The 18941-nt window shown below is 69.8% G+C and carries 19 protein-coding genes; 10 read left to right on the forward strand and 9 right to left on the reverse strand.

The window, feature by feature from the left end; genetic code table 11:
- The first annotated feature begins 71 nt into the window (after window positions 1-71).
- Both OG429_RS03355 and OG429_RS03360 read left to right on the forward strand, forming a co-directional pair.
- Window positions 72-386 (forward strand): hypothetical protein, encoded by a 315-nt coding sequence (locus tag OG429_RS03355; protein ID WP_328923755.1) that lies wholly within the window; start codon window positions 72-74, stop codon window positions 384-386.
- A gap of 10 nt (window positions 387-396) precedes the next feature.
- The gene (locus OG429_RS03360; RefSeq protein ID WP_328923756.1) at window positions 397-1470 is read left to right on the forward strand and encodes a M14 family metallopeptidase; all 1074 of its coding nucleotides are present in this window, start codon (window positions 397-399) and stop codon (window positions 1468-1470) included.
- Between the two features lie 89 nt (window positions 1471-1559).
- On the opposite strand, the gene OG429_RS03365 is transcribed toward OG429_RS03360, so the two are convergent.
- The 3 genes from OG429_RS03365 to OG429_RS03375 are packed head-to-tail and all read right to left on the reverse strand — an operon-like array spanning window position 1560 to window position 4053.
- Entirely contained in the window at window positions 1560-2963 is a 1404-nt protein-coding gene (locus OG429_RS03365) for a hypothetical protein (RefSeq protein WP_328923757.1), read from the reverse strand.
- Window positions 2964-2969: 6 nt separating this feature from the next.
- The gene (locus tag OG429_RS03370) at window positions 2970-3743 is read right to left on the reverse strand and encodes a hypothetical protein (RefSeq protein ID WP_328923758.1); all 774 of its coding nucleotides are present in this window, start codon (window positions 3741-3743) and stop codon (window positions 2970-2972) included.
- 31 nt (window positions 3744-3774) lie between these two features.
- Window positions 3775-4053, reverse strand: coding sequence for an ABC transporter permease (locus OG429_RS03375; RefSeq protein WP_328923759.1), 279 nt, complete (start codon window positions 4051-4053; stop codon window positions 3775-3777).
- 330 nt (window positions 4054-4383) lie between these two features.
- Here OG429_RS03375 and OG429_RS03380 point away from each other — a divergent pair, with 330 nt between their 5' ends.
- Window positions 4384-6123: an immunity 49 family protein gene (locus tag OG429_RS03380; RefSeq protein ID WP_328923760.1), complete on the forward strand. Its 1740-nt coding sequence runs from the start codon at window positions 4384-4386 to the stop codon at window positions 6121-6123.
- Here OG429_RS03380 and OG429_RS03385 read toward each other — a convergent pair.
- Window positions 6120-6896: a TioE family transcriptional regulator gene (locus OG429_RS03385; protein WP_328923761.1), complete on the reverse strand. Its 777-nt coding sequence runs from the start codon at window positions 6894-6896 to the stop codon at window positions 6120-6122. The two genes, OG429_RS03380 and OG429_RS03385, sit on opposite strands and share 4 nt — an antisense overlap.
- Before the next feature lie 58 nt (window positions 6897-6954).
- On the opposite strand from OG429_RS03385, the gene OG429_RS03390 reads away from it, so the two are divergent.
- The 5 genes from OG429_RS03390 to OG429_RS03410 all read left to right on the forward strand — a co-directional run bounded on the left by OG429_RS03390 (window position 6955) and on the right by OG429_RS03410 (window position 13109).
- Complete coding sequence (locus OG429_RS03390) at window positions 6955-8157, forward strand: erythromycin esterase family protein (protein ID WP_328923762.1); 1203 nt, start codon at window positions 6955-6957, stop codon at window positions 8155-8157.
- 212 nt (window positions 8158-8369) lie between these two features.
- Window positions 8370-10271 (forward strand): multicopper oxidase family protein, encoded by a 1902-nt coding sequence (locus OG429_RS03395; protein ID WP_328923763.1) that lies wholly within the window; start codon window positions 8370-8372, stop codon window positions 10269-10271.
- Between the two features lie 125 nt (window positions 10272-10396).
- Window positions 10397-10921, forward strand: a complete 525-nt coding sequence (locus tag OG429_RS03400; protein WP_328923764.1) for a VOC family protein — start codon at window positions 10397-10399, stop codon at window positions 10919-10921.
- 164 nt (window positions 10922-11085) lie between these two features.
- Window positions 11086-12006 (forward strand): SAM-dependent methyltransferase, encoded by a 921-nt coding sequence (locus tag OG429_RS03405; protein ID WP_328923765.1) that lies wholly within the window; start codon window positions 11086-11088, stop codon window positions 12004-12006.
- Entirely contained in the window at window positions 12003-13109 is a 1107-nt protein-coding gene (locus tag OG429_RS03410; protein ID WP_328923766.1) for a terpene synthase family protein, read from the forward strand. The genes OG429_RS03405 and OG429_RS03410 overlap by 4 nt, the downstream gene beginning before the upstream one ends.
- Window positions 13110-13163: 54 nt before the next feature.
- On the opposite strand, the gene OG429_RS03415 is transcribed toward OG429_RS03410, so the two are convergent.
- From OG429_RS03415 to OG429_RS03435, 5 genes are read right to left on the reverse strand one after another with little or no spacing between them, the layout of a single operon-like run.
- A complete protein-coding gene (locus OG429_RS03415) occupies window positions 13164-14555 on the reverse strand; it encodes a cytochrome P450 (protein WP_328923767.1) in 1392 nt (463 codons plus the stop codon).
- Window positions 14552-15172: a GTP-binding protein gene (locus tag OG429_RS03420; RefSeq protein WP_328923768.1), complete on the reverse strand. Its 621-nt coding sequence runs from the start codon at window positions 15170-15172 to the stop codon at window positions 14552-14554. Before OG429_RS03420 ends, OG429_RS03415 begins: the two co-directional genes overlap by 4 nt.
- Window positions 15153-15512 carry a DUF742 domain-containing protein gene (locus OG429_RS03425; RefSeq protein WP_328923769.1) on the reverse strand — a complete coding sequence of 120 codons (360 nt, stop codon included), beginning with the start codon at window positions 15510-15512 and terminating at the stop codon, window positions 15153-15155. Before OG429_RS03425 ends, OG429_RS03420 begins: the two co-directional genes overlap by 20 nt.
- Window positions 15509-15913 (reverse strand): roadblock/LC7 domain-containing protein, encoded by a 405-nt coding sequence (locus tag OG429_RS03430; RefSeq protein ID WP_328923770.1) that lies wholly within the window; start codon window positions 15911-15913, stop codon window positions 15509-15511. Before OG429_RS03430 ends, OG429_RS03425 begins: the two co-directional genes overlap by 4 nt.
- Before the next feature lie 6 nt (window positions 15914-15919).
- Window positions 15920-17452, reverse strand: a complete 1533-nt coding sequence (locus tag OG429_RS03435) for a sensor histidine kinase (RefSeq protein ID WP_443051225.1) — start codon at window positions 17450-17452, stop codon at window positions 15920-15922.
- A 595-nt stretch (window positions 17453-18047) separates the two neighbouring features.
- Between OG429_RS03435 and OG429_RS03440 the strand changes: the two genes are divergently transcribed.
- Entirely contained in the window at window positions 18048-18377 is a 330-nt protein-coding gene (locus tag OG429_RS03440; RefSeq protein WP_328923772.1) for a hypothetical protein, read from the forward strand.
- A gap of 187 nt (window positions 18378-18564) precedes the next feature.
- Window positions 18565-18849 carry a hypothetical protein gene (locus OG429_RS03445; protein ID WP_328923773.1) on the forward strand — a complete coding sequence of 95 codons (285 nt, stop codon included), beginning with the start codon at window positions 18565-18567 and terminating at the stop codon, window positions 18847-18849.
- Window positions 18850-18941 lie beyond the last annotated feature (92 nt).

Here is an 18941-nt window from a genome sequence, read left to right on the forward strand (position 1 = left end):
CAGCGTGCGCGCCGTCCCGGCTGCTTTGACACCGCTGATGTGAGCCCGACGGCGCCCGAGGGAGGCCCGTCATGTCCAACGAGTACACGATCCTCCGCGTCCGAGTCACGGCGAAGGACGCCGACACCCTGCGCGCGCTCCTGCGCGACACCCGTCCCGACGTCGGCGGGCGGATCGGCCAGGGCGGAGACGGCAGTCTCAGCTTCGACGCCTACGTATCCCCCGAGAAGGCCGAAGCCCTCCAGCGCGAGGGCGTGACGGTCACGACCCTGGACGATGCCACCGCCATCGGACGCGCCCGCCAGGCCGAAGTCGGCGAGGGAGACCGGTTCGCTGCCGAGGACGCGGTTCCGCTGGGACTCGCCCTCAAGGTGAAGGACACCTAGGAGGGACGCCATGCCTTACATGAACATCACCGAGGTCGCGTCCGGCGTGACCAGCCTTGCCTCCGCGTTCCCGGGCACGTGCGACCTCATCGACCTGCCCGAGCGCACCTTCGAGGGCCGGGCTTCCCAGGCTCTGCGGATCGGCACCTCCCAGGCAGGGAACAACGACGCCGTCGTACTGATCGGCGGCGCACATGCCCGGGAATGGGGCAGCCCCGAGATCCTCGTCAACCTCGCGGCCGACCTGCTGCACGCCCACGCCGGCGGTCTGGGCCTGGCCTACGGCGGTACGAGCTTCACCTCCGCCCAGGTGCGCAGCATCCTCGACGGGCTCGACGTCGTCGTGTTCCCGCTCGTCAATCCGGACGGCCGGCACTACAGCCAGACCGTCGAACCGATGTGGCGCAGGAACCGCAATCCGGCCCAGTCCGGCGGCGACCCGGACGCGATCGGCGTCGACCTCAACCGCAACTACGACCACCTTTTCGACTTCGGGACCGCCTTCCACCCGGACGCCCCGGTCAGGGTCTCGGCCAACCCGGCCGACCCGGATCAGGTGTACCAGGGACCCAGGCCCTTCTCCGAGCCCGAGACCCGCAACGTCCGCTGGCTGCTGGACCAGTTCCCGCGGACCCGCTGGTTCGTCGACGTGCACAGCTACACCCAGACCATGCTCTACGTGTGGGGCGACGACGACAACCAGTCCATCGATCCGGCCAGGAACTTCCAGAACCCCGCCTTCGACGGCCAGCGCGGGCTGAGGCAGGACCTGCTCTACGCGGAGTTCGTCCCGAAGACCGACGCCGACGACTCCGCCGTGCTCGCCGAGCAGTTCTGCAAGGCACTGAAGGGCGTACGCGGCAAGCAGTACACCCCGAAGTCCGCCTTCGACCTGTACCCGACCTGCGGAACCAGCGACGACTACGCCTACGCGCGCCACATCATCGATCCGCAGAAGGGCAAGATCCTGGCCTTCACGATCGAGTGGGGCGAGAGCTTCCACCCGCCGTGGGTGGAGATGAAGAAGGTCGTCCTCGATGTCGACGCCGGGCTCGTGCAGTTCTGCCTGACCGCGCGCACCTAGTGCCGCGCCGCACGTGGTTGAGGCGCCCGCATCGCGGGCGCCTCAACCACGTCCGGGTCAACCACGTCCGGGTCAACCACGTCCCGGGCCTACGCGGCCCGGTGGTAGAAGAACGGGTCGATGGACGGGGGCACCTGCGTCACGTTGTCGAGGTCGAGCAACCGGTGGCTCACGAAGTCGGCGTGGCGCTGGTACGTCACGCCCTCGGGGAAGTTGGCGGGATCGGGCGTGTTGTTGCCCGAGAACACCCCGTAGAAGTCGCGGCCGACCGTGAGCAGCCGGATGTAGTCGCCCACGTAGGGGAGGAAGCGCGCGGTGGGCACGTTGGCCGGTGCCTGGTGCAGCACGTGACGCTCCGCCGGGGTCTGCCAGTCGTCGGCCGTCAGCTCCAGCACCGTCACCCACTGCCCCTGACTGCTGAACTGCTGGTAAGCCAGTCCGAGCAAGGAGTCCGCATTCGCGGCCAGCGCCGGGTTCTTGGCGTTGGTGACGGTCCGGACGTCGTCCGACCAGGTCTGCCCGAAGTCGGTCGAATGACGTACGTGCAGGATGCAGCCGACCCCCGCCGACGCGCCAACACGGTCGCACCAGGCCACCCAGACGCTCGCCGCGTCCGTGGGGTCCACCGCGATCGTGAGATCGCCGCCGAGGCGCTCCTGGCCCATGAACGCGTTGAACTTCTCGACCCGCTCCGTCGCGACGCGCTGGCCGATGGCCGAGTCGTCGGCGTCCTTGAGGTCCTGGAAGGGGTTCGCCCCGACGCCTCCGCTGTCGTCACGGGTGACCACGACGTCGAAGGTGACGTTCACGATGCCTCCCCCGCCGTTGGTGGCGTTCTGCCAGCTCTCGAAAGCCGCGTAGACCGTCCCTTCGGGGTGGAGTGCGATCCGTACCGGCGGCCCGTCCTGGCCGGACGGGCTGCGCTGTTCGATGCGGTTGCGCGTGAATCCGGCGGGCGCCGGTGCCGTGCGGGCGTCGACGGATACGTCCACGGCGGCGGACCTGGGGCTCCGTCCCAAGTCGTTGTTGGCGACGTAGACGCGGTCGCGGGTGACGCCGTTGTCCCGGGAGCTCCCTGCCACGACCCAAGGCTGGTCCGGCCTGTCCCGGGAGACGAGGACCTGCATGGGCGCCGCCGATGAGATGCCCGGCGAGCGCAGGATCTGCATGCGGAGGATGTCTTGCAGGGAGGCCTGGGCGTTGAGGATTCCCGCGTACAGGGCGCCTCCCGCGGACGCGAAGCTGACCGAGATGTCCCCGGTGCCCAGCCCCGGGGCACCGCCGGGAACGATGCTTCGCAGCACCCACGTGTCCCCGCCGTCGGTCGAGGCGTAGATCGGAGCGAGGGAGCCCCCCATCGGGTCGGGGGTGAACGCGGTCGCGACCACCTCATCGGGGTGTTCGGGGTTGACCGCGAGGTCGGGCTCGGCGTCCTGGGTGCGGTCGCCGCTCAGCGCGGCGGGAGTGATGTTGACGACTTTGATCGTGGGCATGTCCGCTCACCTCCGTGCCGCCTGCAGCGTTTCGAGCTTCTGCACCGGCTGGTAGTCATCGGGGTGGAGGATCTGGAACGGGGCCCACTCGGCCAGGGCGCCCTCGGTGGCGTGCAGGAACCACATCCCTTCCTGCGAGGCCTGCGGCTTCGGCGCCCGGAACCAGCGGAAGTCCCGGCTGTTGGGGTAGAGCACGGTGATCCGCCCCTCGGCGACCTCCCCCTGCTCCACGTGACCCACGTCGAGCTGGGCGAGCCACCAGTCGGGGGCGTGCTCCGAGACGTTCTCGTCGGGCACCCGCTCGCCCCCCGCCTGCCCGCGGCCCGCCTGCTCCAGCCCCACGACGACGCCGATCACGACCGCGTCCGCTTCGTCTGCGTGCGTGGCCATGTCTTCGTCCTCGATGTCGCGCTCCAATGCGGAGAACGGCATCGCGTCGGCGGTCCTGGCGACACGGGAGAGGTGCGGCTGGACCGCCTCCGAGGGCAGCCGTCCGATCTCCTGGACGGCGAGCCCCTGGCCGTAGACCGTTCCGTTGGTGAAGAACGCGGCCGCGTCGCCGACGGCCGGCGGATCGATGTCCGCCGACAGCTGTACGGTGACCTCGCTGCCGGCGAGCTTCTTGAAGGCGTCGGGTGCGTGCAGCACCGCGTCCACCTGGACCACGGCGGTCCGTTCGTCGACCGGTACGTCTCCGACTCGCGCGTCACCGAGCCGCGTGACCGTACCGACGAAGCTGAGCGGCGCCTGTCGGATGAGGTCCCTCACGTCCTCAGGCATGGCAATCCTCCTCTCGCCTCAGCCGGCTCCGCTACCGCGAGGCGTGCGCACCGGCCGGGTGGGTTCTGCGCCACTCCATCCGTGCGCCGAGGGCGCACAGGACAGCGACCAGTGCCGTGACGGCCACGATGAGCCACTCGAGGGCACCGCTCCCAGCATCGGGCTCGACGCCGAAGAGAAGCTCGATCCAGTCGTGCCAGACGAGCGTGATCAGGAAGAGCAGCCCGGACAGGGTTCCCAGCACGATTTCCGCCCAGAAGCGCTTGCGGACCGGGACCGTGGGGTCGCTCTGCGGTATGTGGAAGGCCATCACGCGGCCTCCCCTCTATGACTGCGCCGGTGCGCCGCACACGAGGGCACCGGCTCGGGGTAAGGGGTCGGATCGCGGAGCCGCGACCGTGCCGCGGTCGGCGTCCAGTGGATGGTTACCGGCGTACACCTACGATGCACATGTACTACGTCCAGTCTCTGCGCGCCTCCGAGCCCGGTCAAGGCCTGCACTCCTGACGAGCGCTGACACTCCGAGGGAACTGTCAGCGGCGGTGCGACCAGCGCCCGCCCGCCTTGTCAGATGCTGCGCCTAGGCTGTCCGCACCGACCGGCATCGAGGAGCAGCACAGTGCGGATAGAGCGTCATCAGGTGGGCGAGGCAGTCCTTTCGGCGGCGCGCGAGGACTTCGCGAACCGGATCGGGGGACAGGTCCGGTCCATGTCGAAGGCCGGCCGGATGGCCACCTATGAATGGCAGTCGATCGCCGACGAGTTCCTCGACTACCTGGGCGCCCTCTCCGTCGAAACGCCCGGCCTCGACACCCCGGAGGCCAAGGCCGCCCTCAAGGACGCCACCGAGGCCGCGGCCGGCGCCGTCTCCTTCGCGGCGTACCACCCCCACTGCTCCTTCCAGGTCTTCCTCGACTACGTGAACTTCGGCATCAGCTACGACCCCGGCGACGAGGACGACGCCGAGGAAAGCGTCACCCCTGGCGACTGGATCGACGCGTTCTGCCTCACGATCCTCTGGGACAAGGCCACGTGGCACGGTGAGGCCTTCCACTTCGCCCGCGAGAAGTTCGCGGAGAAGGCACAGGGAAGCCCCGCCGGCGAGCTCGTCACGGGCTTCATGGCCCAGGTCCTCGACGACACCGGAAACGACCAGGACTACCCGCCGAGTGCGCAGGCGAAGCTCGCCGCCATCGACGCTGCGCTGGACCGCATCCGTAGCCGGGCCGAGGAGACCGGTGAAAGCCTCCTCGACCGGCCGGACAGCGTGGCGCTGAGGACCCTGCGGGCCCTGGCCGCCGAGGACCGGGCGGCCTTCGACTCCGGACTGACCGCCCTCCTGCTCGCGCACGCCACCGTGCACGGCCCCACTGCCTCGCCGAGCAGTCTCCTCCCGCTCCTGCCGCTCGGCCTGGCCGCGCTCGCGTACCGGACCCTGGGCTGGGCCCCGGCCCTCCACACCGACTACCTCCCGCACGCCCTGGTCACCGGCTTCGAGACCCGCGGGCCGAGGGTCGCGGCCTTCGGCCGAGACCGGCGGCCCGACGCGGTCGCCGCGTTGGCCGCAGGCCCGCTGGTGGTCGAGCGGCCGCCGTGCGACCGGATCGTGAACGCGGAGAGCGAGGCCTTGTTCGACCAGTACACCCGGGAGGCCTTCACCCCGGCGGAAGGAAAACCCCTCACCGTATGGCGGCTGGGGAGCGCCATGCGCTACCAGGAGCTCCTCTTCAAGTGGCGCGCCGGGAACTCCGCCGACGTCACGGACGCCCAGCTCGCGAACCTGCGGCTGGCCTCCCAGCTGGGAGCGGCCCTCTTCCGCATCGCCCTGGCGGAGCCGGGCACCGAGGCCGAGGTGACCGTCGACGGCCGGAACCTGCGCTACCCGGCTGCGCGGGACGAGGAGGCGGGCGCCGGCAACTGGGAGCACGCCACCGCCTTCGCCCTGATCACGGGCGTACGCGAGGACCTCGCGCCGCTGGTCCTCACCGGCCCCGCGGTTGCCGGCAAGGACGGCTCGGCCTTCGCCGCGTACCGGGAGGCCCTCCACGCCTACCTGAAGGGCGTGGATCCCGAGCCGGCGGCGGAGCGGGCGCGACGCGAGGTCGAGAAGGCCAAGGACTGGGGCTTCTTCCCGCCACCGGCCGTACTGCTGTCGCAGCTCGTGGAGGGCGACGAGGAGAGCTTCAACCTGGCCCTGGCCGATGCCCTCGAAGCCCACCGCGATCACCACCAGGTCGCCGACCGCGCCGACTCCCCGGACGCCACGATCGACCTCAACGTCCTGGCCCTGGCCTGCCACGCCCGCCGCCGGGGCTGGGACATCCGGGTGGAGTCCCCCTACCTGCCCCAGCGGCTCCTCGAAGCCGCGGGGCCCGTCTAAGGTCCGTCTCCCCGGCCATCCGGCAGGCCGGGGCGCTCGCGGAGGTACGCCTCCAGCGCTGCGGCCCCGGCCAGCATCGCCCGCCCGCGGGCGGACAGCCGGCCACGCCAGTCGCACAGCGCGGCCTCCAGCGGCTCCAGTCCACCGGCTCCCCGCACCTGGGCGATCAGTGGGGCGATCTGCTCCAGCAGGTAGCCGCCCCGCCTGAGCTGGTGGGCCAGCCGGGCATCCCGTACGTCGGCCTCGTCGTAGACGCGGTACCCGGTGAGCGGGTCGCGGCGCGGACGCACCAGTCCGGCGCTCTCCCATGTGCGCAGCGTCGCGGGCCGGATTCCGAGCTTCGCTGCCAGCGGTCCGATGAACGTACCGCCGGCGTTCAGCGCTGCCGGCCCCGTCCCCGCACCGGGGTCGGGCGCCGTGGTGGGCGCCAGGTCTTGGAGGGCGTTCTCCACGGCCTGGAGGGTCCGCCGGTCGTCGAGGAGCTGGGCGTGGCTCTCGTCGATGAGACGGAACGCCTCATCGACCGCGCCCTGGTTCACGGCCCGCATGATCGACGTCGCCGTCTGGTGGCCGTGGCCGGGCAGCAGGGCGAGGAACGCGCGCAGGGCCCGCGCGTGCAGCGAGGTGTAGGTGCGGTAGCCGTGGGGTGTGCGACCGGCGGCCGGAAGGATGCCGGCCTCCTCGTAGTTCCTGATCGCCTGCGTGGACAGACCGTGCCCGCGCGCTAGATCGACCGGCCTGAGTCTCTCGCCGCTTTGAAGGTTTTGCCCCATGGGACCGACGATATCGCGGGGAAGTTTCAACCGAAGGTTCAACGATACGGTTGAAGGCATGGCTACTGACATCAAGGACACCGTCCGTGCCGTCGAGGCTGCCGCCGTCATGAGGCTGCTCCCGTCCCGTCCCCGGCTGCTCGCTCTGGGCGAGCCCACCCACGGCGAGGACACGCTGCTCGACCTGCGCAACGAGCTCTTCCGGCAGCTCGTCGAGCAGGAGGGCTACCGGACGATCGCGATCGAGAGCGACTGCATGACGGGCCTGCTCGTGGACGACCACGTCACCTCGGGCACGGGCACCCTCGACGAGGTCATGGAGCACGGATTCAGCCACGGCTGGGGCGCCTCCGCGGCCAACCGCGAGCTCGTGCGCTGGATGCGCGCCTACAACGACGGCCGGCCCGCGCCCGAGCGGCTCCGCTTCGCCGGCTTCGACGGCCCGCTGGAGATCACCGGCGCCGCGAGCCCCCGGCAGTCCCTCACCGCACTCCACCGCTACCTCGCGGCCCGGGTGGACGCGGACCTGCTCCCCTGCACCGCGGAGGCACTCGACCACCTGCTCGGCACCGACGACCGGTGGACCGATCCCGCCGCGATGACGGATCCGGCCCAGTCCGTGGGGCAGTCGGTCGAGGCCGGGGAGTTGCGGCTGCTCGCCGACGATCTGGTGGCGCTGCTCGACGCGCACACGCCGCACCTGCTCGCTGTGACCTCGCGGGACGACTGGGACCGGGTACGCCTGTACGGGCGTACGGCGACCGGCCTGCTGCGCTATCACTACTGGATGGCCGACACCTCACCCGCCCGCCTGACCCGGCTGGTGGGCTTGCGGGACCAGATGATGGCCCACAACCTCCTCGCCGTCGCCGCTCGGGGACCGGCACTCGTCCACGCCCACAACTCCCATCTGCAGCGGGAGAAGAGCACGATGCGGATGGGCGGGTTGCCACTGGAGTGGTGGAGCGCCGGTGCGCTGGTGAGCGCCCGGCTCGGCGAGGAGTACGCGTTCGTGGCGACGGCCCTCGGCACGATCCGGCACCGCGGAGTGGACACGCCGCCGCAGGACACCGTCGAAGGACTCCTGTACGCGCTCCCGGAGGACCGCTGCCTCATCGACGCCCCTCGGCTGGCCACCGCCCTCGCCGACACGCTCCCCGCGCCCCGCGTATCCCCCTGGTTCGGCTACGCCCCGCTCGACCCGGCCCAACTGGCGGACAGCGACGGGCTCGTGTTCATCAAGGACGTCCCGCAGCGCTAGCGCCAGAAGGATGTGACAGACATTCAGACCGGCAGTAGTAATTGAATTCAAATTCCAACGCCTGCCGGATTCATACTGAGATCGGCTCAATGAGTGGCTTTCCGGACCGGACCGGCGCGCTGCGGCACCGCTCCGAACCAGCTCTGCATCCCTTGGAAGTTACGCGAGGCGACGGAAGGCTGGAGACCATGGTTGGACGAAGGGAATTCCTCATGGCCGGCGCCTTGGGGGGTGCGGCAGTTCTTTCCACGGGATGTTCCGGAGACAAAGACGTATCGTCGACGGGGCACGGGGCGGGGATGGGCCACAGGAAGGGGCTTGCGGACGCCCCGGTGCCCCAGACCCCTGCGCTGGCGAAGTACGTCGACCCGCTGCCCACGCCGATGACAGCCATCCCGGATCCTTCCGTCTACCCGGGAGCCGACTACTACGAGCTCACCATGCGGCCGGGCACGTGGAGCTTCCACCGGGATCTCAAGCCGGCCACCGTGTGGGGTTACTGGGCCAAGAACCCGCGCGATCCCCACAAGGCGATCGGCATGGGTTATCTGGGGCCGACCATCAGCGTGAACAGGGACCGCCCGACGGTCGTCAAGTACCGCAACGAGCTGCCCACCACCCACTTGTTCCAGTTCGTGATCGACGCCATTCGCAAGGGGAACCCCGAGCTGACCCCGATGGCTCCTCCTCCCTACAAGACCAAGCCGCCTTTCCCCCCGAATGTCAACGTGTGGAACGTCGTACACCAGCACGGCGGTTTCACACCGCCACAGTCCGACGGCATGCCGCTGCACTCCTTCAGCCCGGACGGCATCCACGCGGAGTCCTACACCACTCTGGACCCCAGCCGGGTCAAACCCAACGAAGCGATCTGCGCGTACACCAACCACGAGCTTTCGTCCATGCTCTGGTACCACGATCACGGCATGGGGATGACCAGCGTCAACGTCTACGCGGGCCTTGCCGGTCTCTACCTCATTCGCGACCCCGCCGACGAGCGGCTCGGGCTGCCGCGAGGCGAATTCGAGGTCCCCATCATCCTGCAGGACCGGACCTTCCACCCGGACGGCTCGCTCGCCTACACCATGACCCAGAGGGAGGGCGAGGACACCCCGGTCGTCAACGGGAAGGCGTACCCGTTCCTGGCGGTCGAGCCGCGACGCTATCGGCTGCGCATTCTCAACGCTTCGAACGAGCGTTTCTGGCGGCTGAGGTTCGAAACTCCCAGGGACGTACTCCCTCAGCCCACACTGCCGTTCTGGCTGATCGGCACCGACGGCGGCTTCCGTGCTCCGTTGCAGATGCTGAACTTGATCTCGCCGGCCGAGCGGTACGACCTGATCGTCGACTTCGGCAAGATGCCCATGGGCACGAACATCACGTTGACGAACTACCACGCGCCGGTCCACTTCCCCGGCATGCCCGGCATGGGACCGGTCATCTCGGAAATCATGCAGTTCCAGGTCACCAAACCGTTGTCCGGAGGCGCGGACAAGACGACGCCGCCCAAGAAACTCCAGCTGCCGGCGGTCCCGCCCATCGAGCCGGAACCGGACACCCGCCGACGGGAATGGGTCACCTACCAGCACAAACTCTTCGGCACCATGACGTTCAACGCGGTGCCGTTCATGGAGCCGTCCCAGGATTTCATCAAGGCGGGATCGAGCGAGATCTGGGAGTACATCAATCCCAACCACGACGCCCACCCGATGCATGTCCACCTCATCAACTTCCAGGTGCTGAACCGGCAGCCGATCGATGCGGCCGCCTACCAGGCGGATTACGAAGAGTGGCTCGACGGTGGCCGCAAACCGGAGGGCCGGCCGGTGTTGGCGAACTATCTCACCGGCCCGCCGATTCCGCCGGACCCGGACGAAGCACGGTCCTACAAGGACACGTTCAAGTCCTATCCGGAGACGGTGACCAGAATCATCACTCAGGCATTCAGTCCGCCGACGGCCACGATCGCGTCGATTCCGGGCAGCGGCACCGAGTTCCCGGCGACGTACGTCCACCACTGCCACCTTCTCGAACACGAAGACGACGACCTGATGCGCCCCTGGACGATCGTCGACCACGACGGTGACGAACACGACGCCGGCCACAGCAAGTGACGGGTGGCGGCCGCCTGCCCGGCTCGCCGCAACGACCCCGAAGGTTCGCGCTTCTAGGACGAAACCTGACCTACTTCGGTCCTACTGTCGTCACGTCAGCAGGAGCCGACAGAGAGGACGTACCGATGAAGCACACCGCCCCCGAGGGCTACACCAGCGTCTCACCGTGGGTCGTCACCGACGACACGGGCGCACTGCTCGACTTCATCGCCGCAGCGTTCGACGGCGAAGAGATCGCTCGGGTACCGCTCGAGGACGGCACCATCGGCCACGGCGAGATCCGCATCGGCGACACGGTCGTACTGGCCTTCGACCGCAGGCCCGACTGGCCGGTGATGCCCTCGCTGCTGCGCCTCTACGTCCCCGACGCGGATACCGCCATGGCCGCCGCCGTGGCGCACGGGGCAACGGTGATCACCCAGGCCATCGACAACGCTTGGGGCGACCGGGGCGGCAGGGTGCGCGATCCCTTCGGCAACATCTGGTGGGTGACCAGCCGGGTCGAGGACATCGCACCCGACAGGGCCTGGCAGCGGATGTCCCAGCCGAAGTACACCGAGTCGATGCGCGTCGCCCAGGAAACCCTGGACGCCGAGCTCAGCGGACGGGAGTCCGGGGTGGCCAGCGCCCCACAACACCCGGCCCCCTGATCCCGCCGCGCGAACGGATGCTGCCCGTGTTGCTCCAGTGGGCTGACGTGGGGCCCGCGAAGTGCCACGATGATCCGTGCTCAACAGTGTGCCGGTCGGGACGCAGGTGAGAGGCGGAAGCGCGTCCCGGAGACAGCCCTACCCCACGAACGGGTGGACACCCCATGCGCGTTACCCCTCTCGTATCGTCCTTAGGCAGCAGCGGCCAGGGCCCCGCCCCGGACGATCCGGTGCGGCTCTACTACAGCCGCAAGACGAAGGAGATCCTCCAGAAGTACGGCCCGGGCCCCCGCGTGCACTTCCACGTGGGGCTGTACCCAGACGGCCCACCGGACACCATCGTTTCCCAGAGCACGCTGAAGCAGCGCCTGCTCGACGCACAGGAGCGGATAGTCGAGCACGCGGCCCGCTCGTGGGGCGCGTACGAGGCGCCTCCCCGGCGGCTGCTGGACATCGGCTGCGGTCTGGGCGGCACCTCGCTGTACTGGGCGCAGGAGCACGGGGCATCCGTCACCAGCCTCACCGTCGCTGCCGCACACGTCCCGATCGTCCGGCACTTCGCCCGTCACGCAGGGGTGGAGGGGCGCGTGAGACCCGCATTGGCGGATGTCCACGACCTGGACCAGACCCGTGCGTACGACGCCGTCTACGCCAACGAGAGCAGCGGATACACCGACCGGACCCGTCTCTTCGAGGTCGTCGCCAAGGCCCTTGAGCCCGGTGGATGGTTCGGGATCCAGGAGCATTTCGTGGGCCGCTCCGAGTGGCGAGAGTTCATCGACGGCTACTACAGAACGCGACTGGGACAGCGCGGGGAATACCTGGCCGCGGCCGAGGCAGCCGGCTTCGAGCTGGTGCAGGACGAGGACGTAACGGAATCGGTGGCGGAGTTCTGGGTGCAGTCCATGGCGTGGAACACCGCAGAACTCGATCGGCTCCGAGCGGGCGCCGACGTCGCATCCGGCGCCTGGACCGGCGAACGGCTCGCACAGTCGACGATCGCGCACAGCAAGTTCTTCCGGCTCTGGCGTGACCACGCGGTGGAGACGCGGCTGTTGCTCTTCCGGATCGGTGGCGGCCGATGACCGCTTCGCCGCGCCCCTCGCTCCTCGGTACGCGCCTGCCCTCCTTCTACTGCCCCCTGGAGCGCGACCTCGTCCATCCCGAGGCGAAGCAGGTGGAGGCCCGGGCGGTCGAGTGGCTGGACGCCTTCGGCCTGTACCCCGATGCGGCCGAGCGCGCGTGGGGTCTCGCCACCCACAGCGCCGACTTCTCCTGCCGCATCATCCCCGACGGGAAGGTGGAAGCCCTCCTGCTGTTCACCGAATGGAACTACTGGGCCAACGCGGTCGACGACTGGCAGGATTCGGGTTCCGACGAGGTGGGGACGGGTGCCGTCGTCGAACACGGTGCACGTCTGCTGCGGACCATGGAGGACCCGGGGGTGTCGCTGCTGCCGGAGGGTCCCATGACCCGTGCGCTGGTGGACCTGGTGAGCCGCACCCACGCCATGCTCACGCCCTACGAGCTGCGCAGGTTCGTCGAGGGGACGCGCGACTGGCTGCTCGGGGCGGCCTGGCGGGCCGCCCAGGCCGAGACCGGGACCATGCCGGGGCTGAACGACTTCGTCGCCATGGGGCCGCTGGCGAACGGTACGCGCTTCTCGCTGACCTGGTCCGACGTCGCCCGCGCGGACCGACTGCCGGCGGACGTGCGCTGCTCCCCGGCTCTGACGGCGCTGACGGATGCGGCGGGATTCGTCGTCAGCGCGGACAACGACCTGTTCTCCTACGACAAGGACGACCACCTGGAGCCGCGCGAGGTGAATCTCGTCAATGTCCTCGCCCACCAGGAGAACTGCTCCCCCGCCGAGGCGGTGCCGCTCGCGGTGGCCTTGCGTGACCGGGTGATGGGCCTCTTCATCAGGCTACGGGCACAGTTGGAGGACGACGCGGACGGGGCGGCCGGGGAACTGCGCCGTCACCTGGCCGCATTGGGTCACTACGTGGCCGGCTCCATCGCCTGGCAGAGCCGGGCACCCCGGTACGCGAGTCCGCGCAATCGCTACGAGCTTCCCCTCGCGGAAGCCAGGTTCGCGGTCCGGTTCGCCGACACCCCCGGTGTCGCCGGAATCGATCCGCCGGATCTGCCGGCCCTCGCGTCCTGGTGGCAGCAGGTGCGTGGCTGAGCGAGGTCGAGGGCCCCGGCGGCCGGCCGGGGCCCTCGGCGCGGAGGGACCGGCTCAGCGGCGGCCGAGCAGCCGGCGCCACCAGCTGACGCCACGGCGGCGAACGGCTACCTCAGCCACTGCCGTCGGCTGCGGCGGGATCGGCGCGTGTGCGGGGTGCCCGGCCGGCTGCTCGGGCTGGGACTGCGGGTTCGGCGCGGAGCGCGGGGCGAACCGTACCGGCAGGGACAGCAGGTGGCGTGACATGAGGGTGCCACGCCATTGGAGCTCGCTCGCGTCGACCGCCAGCTGGAGGTCGGGCAGCCGGTCCAGCAGGACTTCGATGCCCGTGTCCGCGATCGCGCGGCCGATGTCCTGGCCCGGGCACTCGTGCGGTCCGCTGCTGAAGGCCAGGTGGGAGCGGTTGCCGTGGACGGAGACGTCGGGATCCGGCCGGATCTGCGGGTCGGCGTTGCCCGCGGCCAGGCCGAGCAGGATCATGTCGCCGGCTTTCACCTGCTGGCCGCCCAGCAGGGTGTCACCGGTGGCCCAGCGCCCGATGATCGTGTTGATCGGCGGGTCGTCCCACAGGACTTGCTCCAGGGCGTCGGGCAGCGTCATGTGGCCTCCGGAGAGACTCGCCCGGAAGCGCGGATCGGTCAGTACGGACCGCAGCGTGTTGGCGATCAGGTTGGCGGTGGTCTCGTAGGCCGCGATCAGCACGACGCGCAGGTGCATCAGCACTTCGGTGTCGCTCAGGTTCGCGGGGTGCTCGATCAGCCAGGAGGCGAGGTCGCGGGCGGGCTTGGCCTTGCGCTCCATGACCAGATGTTCCAGCGTGACGGTGACGTAGCGGTCGCTCTGGAGGGCCGTCTCCGTCCCCTGGAGCATGTCGCGTGCCGCGTTGACCAGCAGGGGTCCGTGTTCGTCGGGCGCCCCGATGAGCTGCGTCATGACCAGCATGGGGAGTTGGTCGGAGAAGGCGGACACCAGGTCGGCGTACCCCTCGCCTGCGATCTTGTCGACGAGCTGGTTGGCGAAGCGGGTCACGTAACGGCGGATGCCTCGCTTGTCGAAGCGCTCCAGGGACTCCACCACGGCTGCGCGCAGCCGGTCATGCACGGGCCCGTCGGTGAAGTTGCACACCGGCACCCAGGAAACCATGGGGCCCAGCGGGGTGTCGGCCGGCACCCGGCCCTCTCTCATGTCGCGCCAGCCGCGGGGGTCTCGGGCGAAGCGCGACGACATGCGCGCCACGTCCAGGTTCTCCCGGTGACCGAGGACCAGCCATGCCGGGAGGTCCCCGCTGACCAGCACGGGGGCCACCGGCCCGTGCTCGGCCCGAAGCTTCTCGTACAACGCGAGGGGGTCGGCCTGGGCCTCCGTTCCGTGGAGACGGTGCAGGCCGCCGACCGTTCCGGCAGCGTGGGCGGGGCACTCGGGCGGTGGGGTGGGGCTGGTACTCACATTGCCTCCTGGGTGGCTGCCTGGGAATGCAGGTAGTGCATGAGGGTCAGCAGGACATCGCGGGACGAGTCCCGTCGTCTGGCGTCGCAGACGAGGATCGGGACGGCGGGGGGCAGGTCGAGGGCCTGGCGCAGTTCCTCCAGCGGATGCTCGGGCGCGCCGGGGAAGGAGTTGACGGCCACGACGAACGGGACCCCCCGTTCCTCCAGTCGTCCGATGACATCGAAGCTGATCTCCAGCCGACGGGTGTCGAGGAGTACGACCGCTCCGAGCGCGCCCTCGAAGAGCCCGCGCCACAGGAACCAGAAGCGCTCCTGGCCGGGAGTTCCGAACAGGTACAGCACGAGTTCGTCGTTGATGCTGATGCGGCCGAAGTCCATGGCCACGGTCGTGGTGATCTTGCGATCCACACCCCAGGTGTCGTCGATGCCGACGCCCGCCCTGGTCATCGTCTCCTCGGTGGTCAGCGGCTTGATCTCGCTGACCGCACCGACCATCGTCGTCTTGCCCACGCCGAAGCCGCCGACGATGACGACTTTCACGGCGGCCGCGGCCGTCTGCGGGAGTACGTCCGCGTGGGACGGCCCGGCGGGCGGGTCAGAGCTTCTGAAGTCCATCTATCACTGCCTCGATCAGAGCAAGGTCGGGTAGCTGCGCGGCGGGAACGGGCGGACGGACGTACACGCGCTGAGCGGCCATCAGGTCTCCGACCAGCACGGTGACGGCGCTGACGGGCAGGCCGGCGTACGCGGCGATCTCGGCCACCGACAGCGGTGACCGGCACATCCGCAGGATGGCCGCCTGCTCGGGCTGCGTCTCGGGCTGGGCCGGCCCTTTGGCCACGACCAAGGTCACGAGGTCCAGTTGGACGGCGGTGGAGGGTCCGCTGCGTCCGCCGGTGATGACGTAGAGCCGTTCGGGGCTGCTGTCCTCCCAGCTGGTGGGCGAATCATTCACGCGGGCTGCCCGTCATGTCGGGGCGGGCTGCTCAAGTGGTCCCCCATTCGGGTCACCAGGTTGCGCATCTGCGCGCCCATCAGCCCCGCGTCGACGTCCTCGTCGGCGAGGACCGCAAGGTAGGAACCGTCACCGGCGGCCATCAGGTAGAAGAACCCGCCGTCCATCTCGATCACGACAAGGCGCATCCTGCCCTCGGAGCGCGGCAGTTCCGCGGCCACCGCTCCGGCAAGGCTCTGCAGGCCCGCGCAGGCCGCTGCCAGGCGGTCGGCCGTATCGGTCTCGGCCCCGTACTGCGCGACGCAGAGCCCGTCCGCGGACAGTACGATCACGTGCCGCGTCTGCGGCACTCCGGCGGCCAGGTCCTTGAGCATCCAGTCCATGCTGCTTCGCTGAGTCATCACTGCTTAGGCCCCTTTGGTCGCTGAACCCGGCGCGTCCTGGGCGCCCTGCGCGTCTTGGCCGGGTGCGCCGGACAGTCCGCTGTGGAACGCCTCCAGCCACATTCCGGGGCCGCGGTCGTCGGCCGACCGCGGCTCCGCGGCGGGCCGGGCGTCGGAGGTGGTGACGCGGTCCTTCCGGCGTCGCTGCGGCAGGCCGGTCGCGGTACGGTCGGTGCCCGGCCCGCTGCTGACAGGCACCGGCCTGGGCGCCCGGGCCGGTGCCGGCCGGGGCGCGGACACGCCGGCCGGCGAGTGGTCGAGGGGGTGCTCGCGCGGTGTCGCGGACACTGCCCTGGGCCCCGAGGAGGAGCCGATGCCGTGGGCGAGACCGGTCGCCGCGGACGCCATGGTGATCAGGTGCTGCGGCACGATGACCACGGCGCGGACGCCGCCGTACGCGGACGAGCGCAGGGACACCTGGAACCCGTACGCCTGGGCCAGCCTGCCGACCACCGCCAGGCCCAGCCTCGGCGTCTCGCCCAGGTCGTTGAGGTCGATGCCGGACTGCGCCTGGGCGAGCATCTTCTCGGCACGTCGGCGGGCCTCCTCGCTCATGCTCAGACCGCCGTCCTCGATCTCCACGGCGATGCCCGACTGCACCTCGACGGCCGTGAGGTGGACCCGGGTGTGCGGCGGGGAGTACCGGGTGGCGTTGTCCAGCAGCTCTGCCAGGGTGTGGATCAGCGGCTCCACGACCGGACCGACGACGGCGACCTCGGAGACCGAGTGGAGGTCCACCCGCTGGTAGTCGATGATCCTCGACATCGCGCCGCGCATCACGCTGTACAAGGTGACGGCCCTGCTCCACTGGCGGCCGGGGCGCGCGCCTCCGAGAACCGAGATGGAGTCGGCGAGCCTGCCGATCAGGGCGGTGCCGTGGTCCAGTCGCAGGAGGTCGCCGAACACGTCCGGGTTGCTGCCGTGCCGGTCCTCCATCTCGCGCATTTCGTGGGCTTGCTGATGGACGATCGCCTGGACGCGGCGGGCGACGTTCACGAACGCCCGCTGCGCCGAGTCGCGAAAACTCTCCTCGTTGTCGACCGCGTCGATCACGTGGGCCAGCACGTCCTGCAGGGCGGCTCTGAACCGCGGGGTCAGGGCCACGTCGTCGCCCCAGCGGTTGCCGTGTCCGCCGCGCCCTCCCAGTGAGGTCAGCACCTCCTCGGCCGGCTCGCCCTTGCGCAGTCGCTCCATGGCCTCGGGCAGCACCGACGCGGACAGGTGGACCGCCTCGGATTCCTGCCGGGACAGGGCGTGCTGGAGAACCTCGACCTGGGTGCTGCGGGCGGCGAGTGCGCGGCCGCGCCGTAGCGCTTCGAGGGCCACGGCGGCGGTGCACACGGCGCCCGCGGCGATCAGGACGGTGCCGACCGGTTCCGAGGAGGAAACGAGCGCCCCGACCAGGCAGGCGGCGGCCACGGCCACGATCGCGGGCAGCATCCGGCTTGTTCCCCCCTCCAGGTGGTTCGTTTTAGGGGGAATATCTCTTTGCTCCATCGGCGTCCTCGAACTATCGAAAAGGATGACCTTCTGACCGGTGGGCGGGAGCGTAACTACGCCCAACTGCCCGCATGTGCACTTTCGTTGGAGTTCATCGGACCGGAGGAATCGTTATGCGCCATCGACAGCGGCGTTTTCCGGCAACGGCGGGGACCCGTCCGAGGCGAGCGGTCGCGTAGGGGGAGGTCGACGACGCGTGGACCCGTTCGCGACGAGGGAGTCCGCCCTCACATCGCGATCGGTTCCGGCCGGATTGCTCTGTTCCGAAGTGGCGTCCCGGACAGGAATGCGCTATAAGCGCGACGCGGCACAGGACCTGCATGCTTCCGCTCGAAGGGTGCGGGCAGGGCGGCGACCGCGGGGCGGACCGTGACGTCCAAGCCGCATCTCTGGTCACAGAGAGTCACAACGATCGCATCCGGTGCGCGGCCGCAGAAGGGGCAAACGGGCCGGTCCGGCCCGCCACGGGACCGCCTCCGTGCCGCGTCACCGGCCGGGCGGACTCGTCCGTGCGAGGCCCCTGCCCCACACTGGTACGTGGGCACCCCTCACCGCTGGTGCCGCCCGGATCCCGGTGTGCGGGAGGCGCAGCATGGTCATCAGTCACCAGATCGCCGAAGGCACCCTGCACGTGAAGATCCTGCAGGAGCTGAACGTCACCAATCGGGCCGCGGCCGCGCTGCAGATCGAGTCACTCGTCCACACCCACCGCCCCGACCGGGTCACGATCGAGCTGCCGACCGACGCCCCCTCCCCCATGACCTTCAGCGCGCTGGCCCGCGCCTCCCGGATGTGCGAAAGCCTCGGCATCCCCCTCACCGCCGCCGGGCCCCGCGGACAAGCACCCCTGCTCCTCCTCGGCCAGGATGCCGACGCGGCGCGACCCCAGTCGCTGGAACACGGTGCGCGCCACAACCACTGACTTCCCCCGGTCCGGCGGCGCCTTCGTCGGGCTTGGCGCGGGTGGCGGGGCGGGTGGAAGCCGCCGTTCGGATCACCCGAGGCGACCCATCAGGTGATTGCCGTACCCCTGACGGGCCGGTCCGCCATCGCAGGGGTACGACGTCTCGACAGGTGACGAACCCGGAACCCACGTGAGGAGCTCGACGATGTACGCAGCAGTCCGGCGGTATGAAGGGGTGACCGATCCGGCCGAGGCGGGACGCGTGGTGAACGAAGGGTTCGTGCCGCTCATGCGTCAGGTCTCCGGCTTCGTGGCCTACTACTGGGTCGATGCCGGGGACGGAGTGATGGTCTCGACCAGCGTCTTCACGGACCAGGCCGGTGCCGAGGAATCGATCTCGAGGGCGACGGACTTCGTGCGGGACAACCTCGCGTCACTGCTCCCCAACCCTCCTCAGGTCATGTCCGGTGAGGTCGTGGCTTCCGCGTGACAGCGTGCGGATGCGCTTGGACGGTGAAGGCCCGCTCGCGCCGATAGACCAGCACGGCGCGACGGGCCGTGGACCGTCCACGTCCTGACGCC

The sequence above is a fragment of the Streptomyces sp. NBC_00190 genome, assembly GCF_036203305.1.
Taxonomy (GTDB): domain Bacteria; phylum Actinomycetota; class Actinomycetes; order Streptomycetales; family Streptomycetaceae; genus Streptomyces.